We start from the raw sequence: 17999 nt of genomic DNA, 5'->3' as shown, positions 1-17999 counted from the left end.
GATCTTTTAGCGCCTTTTTTCCACAACTGCCCGGCCCGTCCAATCAAAAGCTCTATCCAAAGCATCCTGCATATTGCTTCTGGTGCTTAGTCGGCCAATATCAACCCCTAATTCTACTAAAGTTTGGGCAATGGCGGGAGAAATACCTGAAAGAATAGTTTTACAGCCCATCAACCAAGCCGCTTTGCTCACCCGAATAAAATAATTGGCTACAGCCGTATCGACAATAGCCACGCCGCTAATATCTAGAATGAAAACCTTGGCTTGGCGCTCGGCAATTTCTTGGAGTACAGCCGACATAATATTTTGGGCCCGCAAAGAATCCACAATCCCCACAATAGGCAAAAGTAAAATGTCTTCCCAAATGGGCGTTACGGGAGTAGACAGTTGCATGAGCATATCATTTTGCGCCTGCAGCTGCTTATTCATTTCATTGTTAAAAGTGTCAATAGCGATAAAAATCCCCACGCTACTCACTTTCTTAAAGGCCTGCATCAACTCAAAGCTAGCCACGCCCTCTTGGACAAAAGCCTTCTCGATGAGTTCATGCAGAGCAAATACAGCCGATAAGTAGGCTTCAAATGGCAAGCCTAGTTTGAGGAGGTCCTGCACCAAACGCTCTCGATAACTAACCGATTCTTCATCAATTTTGGCCGATAAAATATGTTCCCAAAATATATGAGACTGCCGATCAAAACGGCCAATGATATCCTCTGTATAGTCATCGCTATACTCTGGCTGGAACTCTAACCAAGCATAAAATTCTTCAAAAACAGCATCCTGACGAGGAAGAATGGCTTTGCCCGCCTGTTTAACGATTTCCAAATCCTCTTCCTCAAGCATGAAAATGCTCCAATAACGCTGTTTATTGATTTTTACAATTGCCATATTTGTTTGTTCTTATTCATTCTGATCCCGAATTGCTAATCGGAGCGCATCCCGCATACTGCTAGTCGTCCGAATTTCATCAATGTCAATGCCCAACTCTACAATGGTCTGCGCAATAGGGCCCGAAATTCCCGATATAATGCAGTCGCAACCCATCAATCTAGCCGCCTTACTCATCTTAATTAAATGATTGGCTACGGCCGTATCGACAATAGCTACTCCACTGATATCCAAGATAAAAAATTTAGATTGAGTTTCCCCCACTTCAGCCAACATCCTTTGCATAATATCTTGTGCCCGCTTAGAATCAATAAATCCAACCAAAGGCAATAACAAAACTCCGTCCCATATTTGGGCCACTGGCGTAGATAGTTCTCGCAAGCTATCATTCTGCTCCTGTAAGGTGCAAGCCATTTTGTGGTTATACACCTCTGTAACAATATCTACCGCTACCTGTGCAAATTTTTTAAAGGCAGTCATCAACTCAAAACTCGCCAAGCCCCTACGCATAAAAGCAAAACGGATATGCTCATGAAAACAAGTCAAAATCCCTACAAATGACTCTAAAGTTAATCCCGCTCCCGAAAAATGCTCTCCATAATGTCGCTGCGTATCTACATAGGTATCCGTCAAACGACCCAAAACGACATCATCCCAAAAAACTTCCTCATCTGCCGCAATGCCCGTAATTAATTCTTCACTATAAAAGTGGGCATAACGCTCCGATTTGCGCATCCACTCATAAAGTGCATCATAAACTACCCGACGCTCTGCCGTAATCTGCTCCCCAGCAGCTCGCAAACAAGCCAATTCCTCATCAGAAATAAAGTATTGATCCTTATAATAAGCTGCATTTTTGGTCCAAACGACTCTTTTTTCCATAATTACTTTTTAAATCCCCTAAAATTGTCACAAAAGTAATTGATTACTAGTGCTTTTTACAGCTCTCATCTTAAAATAGAATGAACTGTTAGTTAATTTTTATTTTTTTGGGGCCTGCGGGCTACGCCCGGCGCTACGTTTCGGGGCTCGCAGGTCTGCTCGGCCCTGCGCCGCCTTCGGCGGCTGGGTCTGGCGCTTCGCGCCCCCCCTCCACATCGCTAGGCCAAATAGAAACGATCCGCTTCAGCTATTTAGATCATCGTCACAAAGAGCAGTAACTTTTCTTCTATTGATTTAAGAATAGCCTTCTTAAATGAGTTCCTTATCTTTGGCCAAAATTTTACTAGAATATGTCTTACCTATTTCGTCTTTCTCTTTGTTTGGGCCTATTGCTTTGCCAAACTAGCCTCTGGGGCCAACTTATCAATAGTAAGGCCGATTTTCAGGCTGCACTAAAGGCTAGCCAAGAGCTTAAAGAAAATGGCCTAATTATTTTTCGGCTAGAAAGTAATCACCTTAAAATGGCCCACTACCAAAAGTTATTGGCCAATAAAAACCTCAAAGCAAAAAAACGAAAGAAGGTAGAACGCCTTCTAAATCAAATGCAAACGGAAACTAAGGCTATTAACCAAACTATCCTTCAGGCGCTAAACGATACCTTTAATTTCTGCCCTGTTTATTTTTGCTATGATACTTCCGCTCAATATATCCGTCAAGGTGGCCGCAGCCAGGTTTTTCTCAATGCCCAAGGCGAAAAAGATCCTCGTTTAAGTATTCCCGACTCTCTAAGTATTTATTGGCTGTATTATGAGCCCGCTGGTGGTGCCAATACCTTCAACTCGCTCCAACTTCGTCCGCTCAAAGGCCCATTGCGCCCTCCCTTCCCGGCCCAAACTATTATCCGAAAATCTTGGGTGCACAACCTGAGCCTCCCTCGTCTCCGCCGAGCTATCCCTGATATCCAATATCGCCTTCAGCGCCTCTACAAAAGAGCAGAGCAAGAAGCCCCAAAAGAGTAAGTTATAGAAAAGGCCCAAAACTTAGGTTTTGAGCCTTTTTTATGCCTATTTGTTAGCAATCTGTTGAAAATGGAAATAATGTAACAAAATCAAAAATGGCAAAAGTTATGTCTAGAACATAACTGGCTTACTAAAAAACATAAGAGCTATATAAAAGGGCCAATTTTGCGGTTTTAGAGGCCTCTCCTATTTCATTGTGAAGCAATACCCTTATTGCCGTAGGTTTCAACCATACCGTTATGGCCCAGCGCTGCGCAGCCGTGGCGCGCAGCGCCAGACCAAAGCCGCTGCAGGCGGCTGCAGGGCCGAGCAGGCTTGCGAGCGGCGCAGCATAGCGGCGGCCGACCTAGCCGAAGGCTAGCCGGCCGCGGGCCCCAAATCCCCAAAAAAAGGTCCCTACTAAAATTAGTAGAGACCTTAGTCTGAATAAGCAGGTTCTTTATCGCATCAGATACATTTTGCCAAAGCCTTGTTCGGTAAAGCTACTAGCTTTGGTCAAATAGCGTTCATAGGATTGTCCATCGGCAGTTTTGGCCAAAATGCGGTAGAGGTAGACACCATTAGCGAGGCGGTCGCCGAATTGATCAGTTCCGTCCCAGGCAAACTCTGTTCTATTGACGCCAATGTGTAAGGGCCCCAGTTCATCCATTCCAATTTCGCGGACCACCCTACCTGTTACCGTCATGATTTGGATCTTGAGATAAGAGGGCAGTTCTCGGCCAGTGAGGGTAAAGACAAACTGCGTTTGGGTCGTAAAGGGGTTGGGATAATTGAGGAAATCGGAGATCATAGAGCGGTTAACCACTTCAAAATCGATACTATAATCTAAGTCTCCAGAATTATTGCCGCTTCGGTCGGCAGCAGAGACAAAGAGCGTATAGGTTCCGTCAAACTCTAGGTCCAGATCCATAATGAGTTGGGCCTTATTTTCCACCACAAGATTTTGGGCATCAGCGGCTAAGAACTCTAGGTTTTGGACAAGGGGGCTGTTGGTGGTTAGTTGGGTTTCGCCATTGGGCAGACTAGGGTGGCGGAGCGTCAGTTGAAAATCCTCCACCTGATTAAGGTCTAGCCATTGGTTTTCATCGGAGAGTGAGACCACTACTTGCGAGCTACCCGAAACGAGGTCGCCATTCATGATGCGAACGCCGTCAAAAGTAACATCGAGTAAGGGGTTAATGCGGTCTTGGCGCACAAAGAAATTGACTAGGGCCAAGTTATTAAAGTGGTATTGTTCGGGTTGGTCATTATCGGCATTAATCTCCACCAACAATTGTTGAGGGCCGGCTAAATTATCCGTAGGGACCGTCAGTAGACCTGTGCGCAGGCTATCTCCGGCGGGCAGTGGGGCCAAGCGTTTATAATTGAGTGTGCTGCCATTTTCTAGCAATTGGTATTTGACCAAAATACTATCCATATCAATAGGGCTAATATTTTCCATTTGCACATTAAAGCCAAAGGGTTGGCCTTGATCTACGGTATCATATTGAATGATACTGAAGCGTTCGGGCCGCAGGGCGGCTTCGGGGGCCATATCGGCTAGAATACGCCAGTAGGCGAGTTGGCCTGAGCTTCGGTGCAATTCATCTTCTGTTTTCCAAACCAATTCCAATTTGGGATATTGATTAGCATCAATACTATTCAGGCTTGTATTTTGGGCCACAATATCAGAAAGAAGCAATTGGCGGGTACCATTGGCTTCAATACCATAGAGATCGACGCCCACCAAATCGCTGCTATCTAGGTTAGCGGGTTCCCAATGGAAAGAAAACCAATTTTGGGCGGGACCAATTTGAGTAGAGAGCAGGCTTCCTTTATCCCAGTTACCGGGCATAAGGCAAGAAAGGCCAATAATATCATTTTGGCTAGCCCCTAGTTCTTCTGCTCGGTAAGGGAAGCTTGCGTTATTTTTTTGGTAGAAGAACGCCCAGGGGAGTCCTCCCACGGCAGCAGTTAGCCCAGGTAATTGTAGTGCCCCTTGATTTTGCAATTCGGTAACTAGGCTAGCGGGCCAGTTATCGGCATTTGCATCATTTAGAGTATAGACCAAAACATAATATCCATCGGGGATAGAGTCGGCCAAAAAGCGTTCTAAATCTAAAGCTGTACTATTTTGTTGGGTTTCAAATAAGAAAACAGAAGCCGTTCGTCCTGCAGCATCGCAGTTAATAGCCCCGTAGCGGCTTTGGCCTCCACCTAAGGTCCAGATCGTTAAATCGGAAGAATCAATCACCTGAACATAGACTCCACTGCTTGTATGGCAGCGGCATTTATCGACCAAATTACCATTGAGGTAGGTGGCTAGTTGTTCGGGATGTAAAGGCGAAGGAGTAAAACCATTAGCCAGAGTAATTTCCTGCAAAGAGGTGATGAACTCAAAATTTCTTTGGGGTTCTTCTAGCTCTAGGTTATTGAATTGGTCTCTTTTGAACTGGAAAAAATGGGATTGGTTCCAGCCGGGATAGCTACCATCCATATAAATGAAAGAGCTACTTGCCCAGCTATAACCAATTGTTGGATCTAGAGAGTCTGGACTTACTCGCCAATAATAGACCGTACTATCCATATAGCTCAGGTTAGGTTGCCATTCTACGAGTCCTCCAGCCTGCGTAATTCTCGTTTGCTGCATCAAAGCGCTATTAAAATAGGCCGTGGTATCTATTTGCAGAACATAGGTCTGGCTTCGGGCCATAGTATTTCCTGTAGAAGCCTTAAGGCTAATATTTTGCTGGGGAACGATAGCAAACTCTCTGGGATAAACGGGTAAAATGGCATCTGATAGAATCTGAACGGGATAGCGCAGCACCTGGTTATTTTGCTCGGCTGTTGGCTGCGGGCGCTCATCTACTTCATTATCGACATCAATGCTAATATCAAAGTAATTGATTCCCAAAGCGGGCTGTCCCTCTACAGGAACGGTCAGGCGCAACTCTTTATAAAAGTTAGGGGCAGAAATATACTCTCGGCTAACAAAGACGCGGTTGCCATTGGGATACTCTCGGTTAATTTCAATCCAAAAAGAGGTGTCGATGGCTGTACCTAAATTATATAGATCTACCACCAACTCAAAGTCGGCCATTTGTGTGGTTACTGTATTTGGGCTATGGCTGACTAAGCTATTATCTACATAGTAATCGGGCCGCTCCGAAATGCTCAACTGAATGGCAGGGTCTCCATGATAGAGCATATAGTGGCTAGCCATTTGGACCGTAGTGGAATAAAAGGTCCCATTCTCTAAAGCCTCAATCGTTTTTTGGGTAATCTTGGCCGCTCCTTGGCCATATTGGTTTTGGCTGGCCTGATAATAATACTGACCTGCAAAAACATTGAGGGCAGAAAGTGAAGCCGCTCCTACAGAGGCAAAAAACACACTGGCTCCAGCATTTTCTTCAAAGACAAAAGATTCGCTAATTCGGGGGCCATCTTCAAAGACAGTTCCGCCATAACAACCCAAAGAAATAAACATAGGATAGCGGCGGGCATTGCTATAGTTTTCGGGCCGATCCAAATTAAAGTCAAAGCTATTGGCCGAAGAGTGCCCAAAGAAGGTAATTAAACTTACACCACTGTTGATTAACGAATCCAAATAGGCAGATTGAGCAGCCTGAATGGGATTGGTAGAGGTTTTGAAAAAAGAGGTAACATTTCCACCAAAATGACTATCAGAAATGGTGGTCCCCATATTATTCAAATTCTGTCGGATGATATTCTGCTCCGAGCTATTGCGTCCTCCCCCCAAATGAATCACGTTTTTGGTCCAGCCTCGACCAAGGAGATCGGAAGTTGCATTTAAACGTTCATTTTCATAATCTCTAACCTTATTCAAATAAAGGCTCACTTGGTCCCCAGTCAATGCGGCTAAGCGGCCTACGGGAATGGCTGGCACATCGCTACCAATAGGCGCCATCAATAAGTTATCGGAAGGTGGATAACCAAAAGTAGGAATGAGATAATCATAAGTATGAAAATTTCTCATTTGAGTATAAGTTCGCCCCTTCCCTATAAGGAAAATATACTTGGGGGCACTCCAGTTTTGCTTGCAATAAGTAGCCAAATTGCGCAAGGCTACGGGATGCTTATTAATGCCATAACCAAACTGATCAAAGATATCATCAACATCAATAATAACGGGATTATAGCCTGTGCTCGCTCGATAAGCGGCATACTCCAAAACAGGATCATTACCCATACTGTTTTGGCGCAAACTAGCATGTGTAACAATGATATAATCTGCATTGAGGTTGCTATAATCTACAAAGTTGCTGGGGTCTAGACGCCCCATAGTTTGTACCGCAGTAGTGCCCTCATTAATCAGGAGTAGTTTCCGATCTACGGAAGAGGCGGGCAGATCGGTCAAAACGCGACTCCCATCCCAAAAGCAGCGAATCCGCAAACCATTGGTCAAATCGTAGAGGTAGATGTTTTGGCCATTCCCCCCATTAAAGTTGGTTATTTCTAAATATTGGCGACTGCTACTTGCAGGCATCTCAAAAGCAAAATTATTGGCCCCAGCAAAATCAAAGGTTCTAGGGTAACTAATGGCCACATAACTAGCCGATAAATAATCATTGCTACTGGCCAAACCCCGAATCCGCATAATGGTATTCGGCAAAAGATTGCTCAATGGCACAGAAAAACGATGTGTGCCTACACTATCTCCCCCAAAAGTAGTATTAAAGCGGCTCTGCCCGCCAACTTGGACCTCAATATTATGATTGACGGCCCCCGCAGCATAAAGTCTTACTTCTCCTTGGGCCGCCGGACCAGAAGTATAAAGATTGGAGATGCCCACCGCATGACTTTGATCCAATAAAGGGTTTCCGCCCCAACCTTCGCCATACTCAAAGGTCGATTTTGTGAGTTGTTCACCCGCAATATAATAGCCTTTCCCCTTTTGCCAAGCTGTAGTAATTGGCCGAACACTTTTGTACATAAAGTAATCTTCCTTGGCTGGCAAATTCGATAAATTCGCAGCCTGATTGACATATCGCCGCCCTTGGCCCGTATTATTCCAAGTTAGAAAATAGGCTGCCGTATCACTAATCACACTATAAGTGGGGTTAAAATGATGGTTGGGGTTATTGTACAGCTCTTTGTCCAATTCGCCCCGATGCTTTTCGCCATAAAACTGAATATACTGCAGCTGCCCGCCCGAACTTTCCACCTGAATCGGAATTTCTTGGCCCAGATGATAAATCGATAAGCCGCTCAAAGGCAAGCCAGCCACATTAATGCCCGCATTTTGCAAGGCCTGCGCACTAATTCGGTACAGACCATCTTGGGCCAGCTGCATTTTATAATAGGACTGGTTGTAATTGATCCATTCTGGACCAAAATTTCCATCGTGCATTTGTGCCCGCAAAGAGCCAACAGCAAAAAGTAGGAATAAGAAGTAGAGGTATCGCATAATCTTATTTTTCAAAGGTTAATTGGGGGATTATTTTGGGGCTGCCCCTTCCGCTGGGTTAAAACCCAGCGCAAAGCGGTATCGCTTTGCGATGAGTTATGCAAAATGAGGGTTGAAACCCTCATGAATTATCGGGCGGGTCGGGCTGTGCCGCAGCTCGCTGTTCGCTCGGCCCTGCGGGCTTTTTCGCTTCGCTTCAAAAGCCCTAGGTCTGGCCTTCGGCCACTGCTATCCATCCCTAAGCCAAGCTCGCTTCGCTCGCTTTCTGGACCAATAGGGCGTCCTACAGGCGGCTTTAGCCGCCGCAGGCTTAGTTGCCTGTAGGGGGGCGGCGCAGCCGCCGACCAAAGCCCGCAGGGCTGCAGGGCCGAGCAGCCCTGCGAGCCCCGAAAGGGAACGGCCGCCACAGGCGGCAAGCCCCAAAAACAATTAAATCTCTTTTTGAATAGCTTGTTTAATATAATCGTAGTCAATATCTAGGCGGATGGAGACAATATGCGAGCGCAAACCACCAGCGCTAGCGCTCAAATTGGCCAAAGCATAGTCAATATAAAAGCGAGAAATTCGGAAGCCCAGGCCAAAATTGGGTTGTAGGGTCAGTTCTTTTTCGCCAGAAAAATTCTCAAATCGTTGAAAATTATTGAGGCCCATCCGCAAATAGGCAATGCGGTTGTAGTTGAGTTCTAGGCCCAAGGCGGGATCAATGCTAAAAGGACTGGCAGAAATTAGGGTATTGCGTTGTCCATCGGTAGTGGCCACCATATCGAGCTCAGCCAAAAGGCCAATTGTGCGGGCTTTTTTGCCTTCTGGCGTAGGGAGGTTAAAAGTTTTCTTGTAAGCAGCACCCAGAATAATTTGGGGCTTTGTAATTTCAAACGATTGAATGGGAATTTCGTTGCCCGTTAGGCCCAAAGTCTGCTTTTCCTCTTCGGTAAAGCTAAATTGCCAAGCATTAAAAGTGGTGGTAATATCTTTGAGCTGTGCCCCAAAAGACCAATTTTCTGAGTATTGATATTGGGCGCCTAGATCTACGCCAAAGCCCCAAGAAGAGGCAAAAGGGCCAACCACTCGGCGGACCACTTTGGGGCTAGCCCCAACCGCCAATTTGCCAAACTTTTGGGCATAATTAAAAATAAAAGCATAATCGGCAGCCGAAAACTCGGTGACGTTGTTGTAGTTAATGCTTCCATCATCCTCATAAAGAGAAAGGGTGTTAGGGATTCCGTCAATGCCAAAGCGGATAAAAGAAAAGCCCAGGTATTTATTTTGGCCTTTAATCGGCATACCAAAGCCGGCATAATCATATTTACCGATGCCGCCAAACCATTCGGCATGCAATAAGCCAACTTGCAAATCCGTTTCTATGCCCTGCAAGCCTGCGGGGTTCCAAAAGCTGCTGCTCGCATCATTGACATGGGCCACCATAGCGCCGCCCATAGCCTGAGCGCGGGCCCCTAAGCCAATGGATAAGAATTCGTTACTGTATTTTTGGGCCATTAAGCTTGGGCCAAAGAAGCATAAAATGAGGGCTCCCCAAATTAATCGCTGCATAATCATTGTTTTCGGTTCAAAAAAATGCCGGTAAAACCTATCTCTTTATTTAACGTAAAAAGAAAGGTTTTGGAACTATAAGCAGCTCAAAATTAGGCTTTTTATCCCCTATTTAGGACCAATCTGGCCAAATTCAAACAGAAAGGAAAAAAGATTTAAGATAAACTCCATAAAATGAAACCCTTTGCGGGAAAGTTCCGTAAATGGACCTCTTGAAAGGCCCTTGGAAGCAAACCTTCCCTCTACTTCCCCGCTTCCTAGGTCTACACACTATAAAAATAGAGCTATAATAATTAGCTCAAAGACAACAATTTTATCACTCGCAAAACGATGGCTGATGACCGGAACTGCACTAAAACTTACACTAGATTCTCACCCAAAAAACATAGCTGAAGTAGAACCCTACGTGAATCAGGTTTTGCAACAATATGAGTTGGATGAGTTGCTTTTTGGCAACATTCTCATCACCTTGACCGAGGCCGTCAGCAATGCTATTTTGCATGGCAACCAAGCCAAGGCCCACAAAAAGGTCCATATTGCTAGTGCTATACAGCAAAATTGCATTACCTTTACTGTAGAAGATGAGGGGCCTGGTTTTGACCCCGCACAACTGCCCGATCCCACTGCTCCAGAAAATCTGATGACACCTGGTGGACGTGGCGTTTTTTTGATGCAAAACCTCAGCGATCATGTAGACTTTAAGGAAGGTGGTCGCATGATTGAACTACAATTTAACTTGCACTAAGTTGATGATTGAATTTTACACGGAAGATATTGATTATACGCTGCCGCAGGCTGAACAAATTGAAAGCTGGCTGCAAGCGATCGCAAAAAGAGAGGGTCACTCCATTGAGGCCCTTTCTTTTATTTTTTGCTCTGATGCCTATTTGCTGCCCATGAACCAAGAGTATTTGCAGCATGACACCCTAACTGATGTAATTACCTTTCAGTACCAAGAAGAGGGAGAGCCCGTAAGCGGTGATATTTTTATTTCGGTAGAACGCTGCCGAGAGAATGCCGAAAAGTTTGAGGTTTCGGCCCAAAATGAAATTCATAGAGTCATGGCTCATGGATTGTTGCACCTTTTGGGCTATAAAGATAAAAGTAAAGAAGATGCAGAGCTCATGCGCGAAAAAGAAAATGATGCGCTAAGCCTTCTGGATCAATATGCCAATTCAGATGCCTAAATTTCGTCCTTTTCAAGCTCAAAAATTATCGCCTGAAGAAAGTCTTAAAAAAGCACTTGAACTTGAGGCTTTATTAGAGAAACGCCGCTCAATTCGTTTATTTTCTGAGCGGCCAGTGGCCAAAGAATTGATTCAAAGCTTGGTCCGAACGGCTAGCTCGGCTCCTTCTGGGGCGCATAAGCAACCTTGGACCTTCTGCATTATTTCTGATCCAGAAATTAAACAGCAGATTCGCCAAGCGGCCGAAAAAGAAGAATATGAAAGCTACACCAACAGGATGTCAGAGGAGTGGCTCGAAGCCCTGAAACCTTTTGGCACCAACTGGGAAAAGCCTTTTTTGGAGCGAGCTCCTTATCTCATCGTCATATTTAAAAAGAGCTACGATATTTTGCCTGATGGCAGTCGAAGCAAGAACTATTATGTGAATGAATCGGTGGGTTTGGCTGCGGGTTTTCTCATTTCGGCTATTCATCAGGCGGGTTTGGTTACCTTGACGCACACGCCTAGCCCCATGAATTTTTTACAGGAGATTTTGCAACGGCCCAAAAATGAAAAGCCTTTTTTGCTTTTACCTATCGGCTATGCTGCAGAAGGCTGTGAGGTCCCTGATTTGCGCCGAAAATCATTGGATGAGGTGGCCTTATATTGGGAGGCAGATTAATTTATTTTATTTTTGGGGCTGCCCCTTCCGCTGGGTTTCAACCCAGCGCAAAGCGGTATCGCTTTGCGAACTTATGCAAAATGAGGGTTAAAACCCTCATGAATTATCGGGCGGGTCGGGCTGTTCGTGGGCTCGCAGGTCTGCTCGGCCCTGCGTCGCTGCGCTCCTAGGTCTGGCCTTCGGCCACCCACTACCATCCCTCAGCCGATACTTTGGTAGCTCAAAGGCCTCATCATAGACGCTTAGAAGAAATATAATTAATGGACAAATACGAACTCACCGCTAAACTCCGAGCTGCTGCCTTAGCTGAAGGTTTTGATAATTTACGCATTGCTCAGGCCAGAGAATTGACTGAAGAAGGCCGCCGTTTAGAAGCTTGGTTGAATAAGGGCTATCAGGGGAAAATGCAATACTTAGAAAATCATTTTGAGAAGCGGATAGACCCTCGAAAATTGGTAGATGGGGCCAAATCGGTAGTGAGTTTGAGCTTTAATTATTTTCCAGAAGAGCAACAAGTAGAAGGAGCGCCCAAGCTGGCCAAATATGCATATGGCGAAGATTACCATTATGTTTTAAAAGATAAATTGCGTCGATTATTAGGGCTTTTAGAAAGTGAATTGGGTCGAGCGATTAATGGGCGGGCCTTTGTAGACTCTGCGCCGGTGTTGGAGCGTGATTGGGCCAAGCATTCGGGTTTGGGCTGGATAGGCAAAAACACCTTATTAATTAGTAAGCAGCGGGGGTCATTTTTCTTTTTAGCCGAGTTGATCATAGATGTAGACTTGGTCTATGATGGGCCAATCAAAGACTATTGTGGTCGTTGTCGGCGCTGTATAGATGCTTGTCCCACCCAAGCCATTTCTGAGGAGGGGTATTTGATGGATGGCTCCAAGTGCATTTCCTATTTTACGATTGAGTTGCGAGATGAACTTCCGGCTGAATACAAAGGGCAATTTGCGGATTGGATGTTTGGCTGTGATATTTGTCAGGATGTTTGTCCTTGGAATCGTTTTTCGCGTCCGCATCAGGAAGAGGCTTTTCGGCCCAAAGAGAATTTATTAGCGTTGAGGCGGGAGGACTGGATGGAATTGACGGAAGAAGTATTTCGGAAAGTGTTTAAGAAATCGGCGGTGAAGCGGACCAAATACAAGGGCTTGATGCGCAATTTGGCTTTTTTGGAGGAGGAGTAATATTTTGGATCTAGAGGAGCGAAGCGACGATTTAAATTCATGAGGGTTTCAACCCTCATTTATAAATCATCGCAAAGCGATACCATTTTTGCGGTGGGTTTTAACCTACAGGATCGGCCTAGCGATGCGAAAGGGGGCGGCGAAGCCGCAGACCAAGGGCAGAACGAAGTGATGCCCGCAGGGCCGAGCAGACCTGCGAGCCCTGAAGCGTAGCGCCGCAAGGCCGCAGGCCGCAGCGGAGGCCCCAAAACAGCATAAAAAAAGCCCCCTAGCGATGCTAGCGAGCTTAAAATTAGGGAAAATCAAAAAGGGGAAAGGATTAGTTTACATCCCACCAGAGTTTGGTGTCTTGATTATCGGCACCGCCCAATTTAATAACGCCATCGGCATAGCTTTCGGCATTGAGGGTTTGTTCATCTAGGGGATACTTCATGCGGGTAGGAATATCTGTACCGTCAAGAGTTCCATCGGCGGGAGATTGGAGAATACCGAAATCGAGTCGTCTCCATTCGGCCCAGCCTTGTACGCCTTGCATATAGAGGGCGATCCATTTTTGGCGGCCGATTACTTGCTGCCAAGTTTCGCCATTTCCGATAAGAGTGTTATAGTCTACATCGGCTTGGGCGATATAATTGCTAATATCGGTAGCGCTTAGAGAGCCGTCATCCCAGTAATTCATAGAAGCTTCGATACCTGCATTATAGTGATCTTCTGCAGAGCCAGAAACGCCCCATCCACGGGCAGCGGCTTCCGCCTTCATAAAGCAAATTTGGGCATAATCGAGGAAGATACCGGGGGCATCGTTGGCTAAAATACTTTGGCTACGTTGAGATACCTCTGCATCTGTGGTAAGAGCGGCATTAGATTCTGAGAGTCCGTAAACTTCACCAACATAAGTACCTGTAGCACTAGCTGGTTCGTAATAGAATCCTACTCGGGGATCATTGAGGCGGAGCAACTCATCGACCATAGTATTAGAGGCGGCAAAATCGTTACGTGTTCGGTAATCCTCTGCTTGAGGGTTAATATTGGGGTCACTAGACTGATAGGGGAAGATTGCATTATCAGCGTTAGAGGTAAAGCTATTGGGAGCTGCGGCTTCAAAAGCGGCTTGTGCTTCAGCTCCACGGTTAGTATCGGCCATACGGAGGGCCACACGCATTTTAAGCGCATTGGCGAACTTCTTCCATTGGGTCATATTTCCGTTATAGATTACATCACCTTGCACACTATTATCGCTTTCGTCGATAGCGGCGATAGCAGCATCTAAAGTAGCGAGCATTCCTACATAGACATCTTCCTGGCTATCGTAGTTAGGTAGGGGGAACTCTGCACCTTTTAGGGCTTGAGAGTAAGGGATTGGTCCCCAGCAATCGGTCATATTTTGGAACAGCCAAGTTTGGAGAATTTGTGCGATAGCGATTTGGTTTTCATTTTTACCAAAGCCCACATAATCGGCAGCATTATCACCAGAGTTAAGGTCAATAATTTCTTGAAGATCTTGTAAGCTACGAGCATAAAAGAGGCTCCAATAATCGTTGGTAATTCCAACGCGGAATTGGTATCGGGACTCATTAGAGTACTGATTAGAGGCCCAGTATTGAGCAAGTTGGTTACCTCTTCGGCTATTAAACCATTCATCCCAGGTAAGGTCCATCATTGTCTTTTCTGCATTGGTCAGTAGAAAAGAGGTTGCTGTAGAAGAAGACTGATTGGGGTTAGTATTCAGCTCTTCAAACTGTTTATCACAGCTAGTGATAGAGAGTGCTAAACCTAGGCCCATCGCGGCCATCAAGCCATTTTTTCTTAGCCAATTTATAGTCATAATATGATAATTTAAGTTTGCGATCTGTTTGGGGAGCCTAGGCTCCCCACAGATTGGAGAGAGTTTTTGCGAATATTCTATTTAGAATTTCACGTTCAAATTTATTCCGATAGAACGCTCTGTAGGCAATTGTCCACCTTCAAAGCCTTGAACATTACCAGAGTTAACGGCTGCTTCGGGATCTACATTAGGAATATTTCTGTAAAGGATAGCAAGGTTACGACCTACCAAAGAGAGAGAAAGGTCTCTGAAGCGAGTGCCTTCAAATAGTTTGTTAGAGAAGGTATAGCTAATGCGAGCTTCACGGAATTTGATAAAGCTAGCATCATAGATATCCGCAGCATTGATGATATAACCTTGGTTGAGGAAGAAGTGAGTTTGAGCATCTAGTACTGTTGTATTTTCAGTTCCATCAGACTGGTAGTTACCGTTAGCATCGAGAATATAGTCACCATTACCATCGCGCAATACGTTAGTTCCTTCAACAACAATTCCTTGGTTACGGATATTATCTGTTACGCCAGCAACCTCTGTTTCGATAACAGTTTCTTCCAAAATACCAGAGTATTTACCCCATTGGTTAGATAGAGAGAAGAGTTTGCCACCTTTCTGGAAGTCAAACAAGAGGAAAAGAGAAATTCCTTTGTAGCTAAAAGTAGAAGAGAATCCACCTGTAAAATCAGGCAATACAGATCCTAGAGGCTTTACTTCAGAGACCATATAGACGCCATCTTCAACGATTTTGTTGCCATTAGCATCATAGACGTAATCGGTCCCCATAAGTGTACCGTAAGGCTCACCAACGCGAGCATCTAGGGCTACACCAAATAGAGAAGTGAGGCGAATATTGTCGGTACCTGTAGCCAATTCTAATACTTCGTTATTGTTTTTACCCAAGTTTAGGCTAAGGTCCCATTTGAAGTCCTTAGTTTTTACAGGAGTAGCATAAACCATCAATTCAATACCACGGTTCGCTACTTTACCTGCATTGATAGAACGAGAGGTATAGCCTGTAGCACCAGATTGAGATACATTAAAAATTTGATCTTTAGTAACGTTGTTATAGTAGGTGAAATCTACTCCTAAACGATCTTTGAGGAAACGAAGATCAAGACCTAATTCAAAGCCAGAAGTACGCTCAGGTTTAAGGTCTTCATTAAGTAATGAGTTAGGTACAGTGGCGGTACCATTGCCATTAAAGTTGGCATTACTGATATATGTATTTTGTAGGTTGTAAGGAGTAGTACCATTACCTACTACTGCATAACCTGCACGGAACTTTCCGAAAGAAAGAATTTCGTTAGCGGGGATGAGTTCAGAGAATACCAAACTAGCACTAGCTGAGTAGTAATTATAGGTGTTTCTATCTAGTGGTAGCGTAGAGTTGATATCTGTACGGTTGGTCAAATCGAGGTATACAAAATCTTTGTATCCAATAGTAGCCTGCTCAAAAATAGAGAAGATAGCTAGTTCAGAAGTAACATCTGTACTTGTCAATTCTGAAGCAGAGTTGCTCAAGTTATACAAGCCAGGAGTGTTTAGCCCTCCCTGAGTTGAAGCATAGTTACGCTCAGCAGTTGTACGACGGTAGTTCATACCCACCATTCCAGAAACAGAAAAGTCTCCAAAACGATCTTTGTAGTTACCAATAAGGTCGTAGTTATTTTCTTGGAAAAAACGAACATCTTCAGAGTACATAGGTACGCGAACGCCACCTACTGCAACCCATTCCTCACGACGGTCTGTGTAGAAATCCGTCATAGCACGTCCTGTTACTGAGAACTTATCATTGAAAGTATAAGATAGTGCTACATTACCAAAAACACGATTACGACTATCTCTTTGACCATTTTCATAACGCTCCCAAAAGGGGTTGTCCCAATACTTAGCGCTACCGTCTAGCTCAGAAGTACGGTTCCAAGTACGAATTGTTCCATCAGGGTTTTTATAGTCGCGTAGGCGATCCATATCCAACTGACGCTGGAACCACTGGTTAAACTGAGACATTACAGATTCTCCATATCCAGTAAGTGGACGACCATTGGCCTTAGAGTTTACAATATTCACTGTAGCAGAAGCCGTCAACTTATCACTAAGATTGAGGCTAGAATTAAATGAAATATTGTTACGATTAAGATTAGAGTTCTCTTGTGTCCCTTTTTGCTGTGTATTGGTAAAGCCTAAACGGAATGATCCTTTTTCATTAGCTCCACCCAAAGATATACCATTCGTAGCAGTAATACCTGTGCGGAAGAAATCCTTAATGTTGTCAGGATTGGCTTTCCACTCACGGGTCTGCCCAAAGTTCTCAGTATCCCACTCATCATAAGAATCCCATTGGCGAACTTGTTGGCCATTAAAGGCAGGTCCCCAACTTCCATCATAAGCCATATCAGCAACCAACTGATTGGTGTCAATTACACTATTGGCAAAAGAAGAACCCGCACCTCCACCATACTGGTTTTGGTAGTTGGGCAATACATATACACTGTTAAACTGCAAAGAAGAGTTAACAGATACACCAATAGGAGCATTCTTTACCGATAGGTTTTTTCCTTTCTTTGTGGTAATGATAATTACCCCGTTAGCTGCACGGTTACCATAAAGTGCTGCCGCTGTTGGGCCTTTCAATACGTTGATGCTCTCAATGTCATCGGGGTTAAGGTCCTGAATTGCATTACCATAGTCATAGCCACCTGCACCACGATCCTGATTTGCATCCGTATGGTTGGCATTGTCCAAAGGTACTCCATCTACTACAAATAAAGGCTGGTTATTGCCCGTAATAGAACCCGCACCACGAATAATAATACGTGAAGAGCCCCCTAAGTTAGACGAACCCGTAATCTGAACACCTGCTACTTTACCCTGTAAAGAGTTCACCACATTGACCTCACGAGCCTTGTTGATGTCATCTCCCGAAACTTCTTGGGTAGCATAACCTAATGCCTTTTCCTCTCTAGAAAGCCCTAAAGCAGTAACGACCACTTTATTTACTTCCACTCCTTCTACTAAAGTCACATTGATGGTCGTCTGACCGGCAACTTCAATTTCCTGAGTTGCATAGCCTACAAAACTATAAGCCAAAAATTCATAGCCCTCAGGAACAGTGATTTGATAATTTCCATCAAAGTCAGTAATAGCTCCAATAATCGGGGAGGAGCCTTTGACTAAAATGTTAGCCCCGACAATGGGGTCGCCTGCTTCTGTAGTTACCGATCCTGTCACCGTAGTCTGGGCATAGACGGTACTAATAGTCATCAGCAAAGCTAATGTAATTAGATTAAGGTACTTCATAAAAAACATTTTTTGGTTAAACGCAATCCATTAGAATATAAAGCTGTCTCTTGACCCCACTCAAAAAAACCTACGTTAAGATTTCCTTTTAT

The 17999-nt window shown here is 44.7% G+C and carries 11 protein-coding genes; 5 read left to right on the top strand and 6 right to left on the bottom strand.

Going from position 1 to position 17999, the window contains the following annotated elements:
* Window positions 1–6: 6 nt before the first annotated feature.
* The gene (locus PPO43_RS08140; protein WP_272621318.1) at window positions 7–888 is read right to left on the bottom strand and encodes an STAS domain-containing protein; all 882 of its coding nucleotides are present in this window, start codon (window positions 886–888) and stop codon (window positions 7–9) included.
* Window positions 889–900: 12 nt separating this feature from the next.
* Window positions 901–1770, bottom strand: coding sequence for an STAS domain-containing protein (locus tag PPO43_RS08135; RefSeq protein ID WP_272621317.1), 870 nt, complete (start codon window positions 1768–1770; stop codon window positions 901–903).
* Window positions 1771–2120: 350 nt separating this feature from the next.
* On the opposite strand from PPO43_RS08135, the gene PPO43_RS08130 reads away from it, so the two are divergent.
* Window positions 2121–2789: a hypothetical protein gene (locus tag PPO43_RS08130; protein ID WP_272621316.1), complete on the top strand. Its 669-nt coding sequence runs from the start codon at window positions 2121–2123 to the stop codon at window positions 2787–2789.
* Window positions 2790–3228: 439 nt separating this feature from the next.
* Here the strand turns inward: PPO43_RS08130 and PPO43_RS08125 are convergent, their stop codons facing one another.
* Together PPO43_RS08125 and PPO43_RS08120 are read right to left on the bottom strand one after the other, a co-directional pair.
* Window positions 3229–8196 carry a C25 family cysteine peptidase gene (locus PPO43_RS08125; RefSeq protein ID WP_272621315.1) on the bottom strand — a complete coding sequence of 1656 codons (4968 nt, stop codon included), beginning with the start codon at window positions 8194–8196 and terminating at the stop codon, window positions 3229–3231.
* Window positions 8197–8625: 429 nt separating this feature from the next.
* A complete protein-coding gene (locus tag PPO43_RS08120) occupies window positions 8626–9747 on the bottom strand; it encodes a PorV/PorQ family protein (RefSeq protein WP_272621314.1) in 1122 nt (373 codons plus the stop codon).
* A 337-nt stretch (window positions 9748–10084) separates the two neighbouring features.
* Here PPO43_RS08120 and PPO43_RS08115 point away from each other — a divergent pair, with 337 nt between their 5' ends.
* The 4 genes from PPO43_RS08115 (at window position 10085) to queG (ending at window position 12785) form a co-directional block, all read left to right on the top strand.
* A complete protein-coding gene (locus PPO43_RS08115) occupies window positions 10085–10492 on the top strand; it encodes an ATP-binding protein (protein ID WP_270100767.1) in 408 nt (135 codons plus the stop codon).
* 4 nt (window positions 10493–10496) lie between these two features.
* Window positions 10497–10934: an rRNA maturation RNase YbeY gene (gene ybeY / locus PPO43_RS08110; protein WP_272621313.1), complete on the top strand. Its 438-nt coding sequence runs from the start codon at window positions 10497–10499 to the stop codon at window positions 10932–10934.
* Window positions 10927–11595, top strand: a complete 669-nt coding sequence (locus PPO43_RS08105) for a nitroreductase family protein (RefSeq protein WP_272621312.1) — start codon at window positions 10927–10929, stop codon at window positions 11593–11595. Before ybeY ends, PPO43_RS08105 begins: the two co-directional genes overlap by 8 nt.
* A gap of 260 nt (window positions 11596–11855) precedes the next feature.
* On the top strand, window positions 11856–12785 hold the full coding sequence (queG, locus tag PPO43_RS08100) for a tRNA epoxyqueuosine(34) reductase QueG (RefSeq protein ID WP_272621311.1): 930 nt from the start codon (window positions 11856–11858) through the stop codon (window positions 12783–12785).
* Between the two features lie 319 nt (window positions 12786–13104).
* Here the strand turns inward: queG and PPO43_RS08095 are convergent, their stop codons facing one another.
* Both PPO43_RS08095 and PPO43_RS08090 read right to left on the bottom strand, forming a co-directional pair.
* Entirely contained in the window at window positions 13105–14610 is a 1506-nt protein-coding gene (locus PPO43_RS08095; RefSeq protein ID WP_272621310.1) for a SusD/RagB family nutrient-binding outer membrane lipoprotein, read from the bottom strand.
* 81 nt (window positions 14611–14691) lie between these two features.
* Window positions 14692–17907: a SusC/RagA family TonB-linked outer membrane protein gene (locus PPO43_RS08090; protein ID WP_272621309.1), complete on the bottom strand. Its 3216-nt coding sequence runs from the start codon at window positions 17905–17907 to the stop codon at window positions 14692–14694.
* Window positions 17908–17999: the final 92 nt, after the last annotated feature.

The sequence above is a fragment of the Saprospira sp. CCB-QB6 genome, from assembly GCF_028464065.1.
Classification (GTDB): Bacteria; Bacteroidota; Bacteroidia; order Chitinophagales; family Saprospiraceae; genus Saprospira.
Note: the sequence above shows the minus strand (reverse complement) of the source record. Positions and strands in the feature narration are given on the sequence as shown.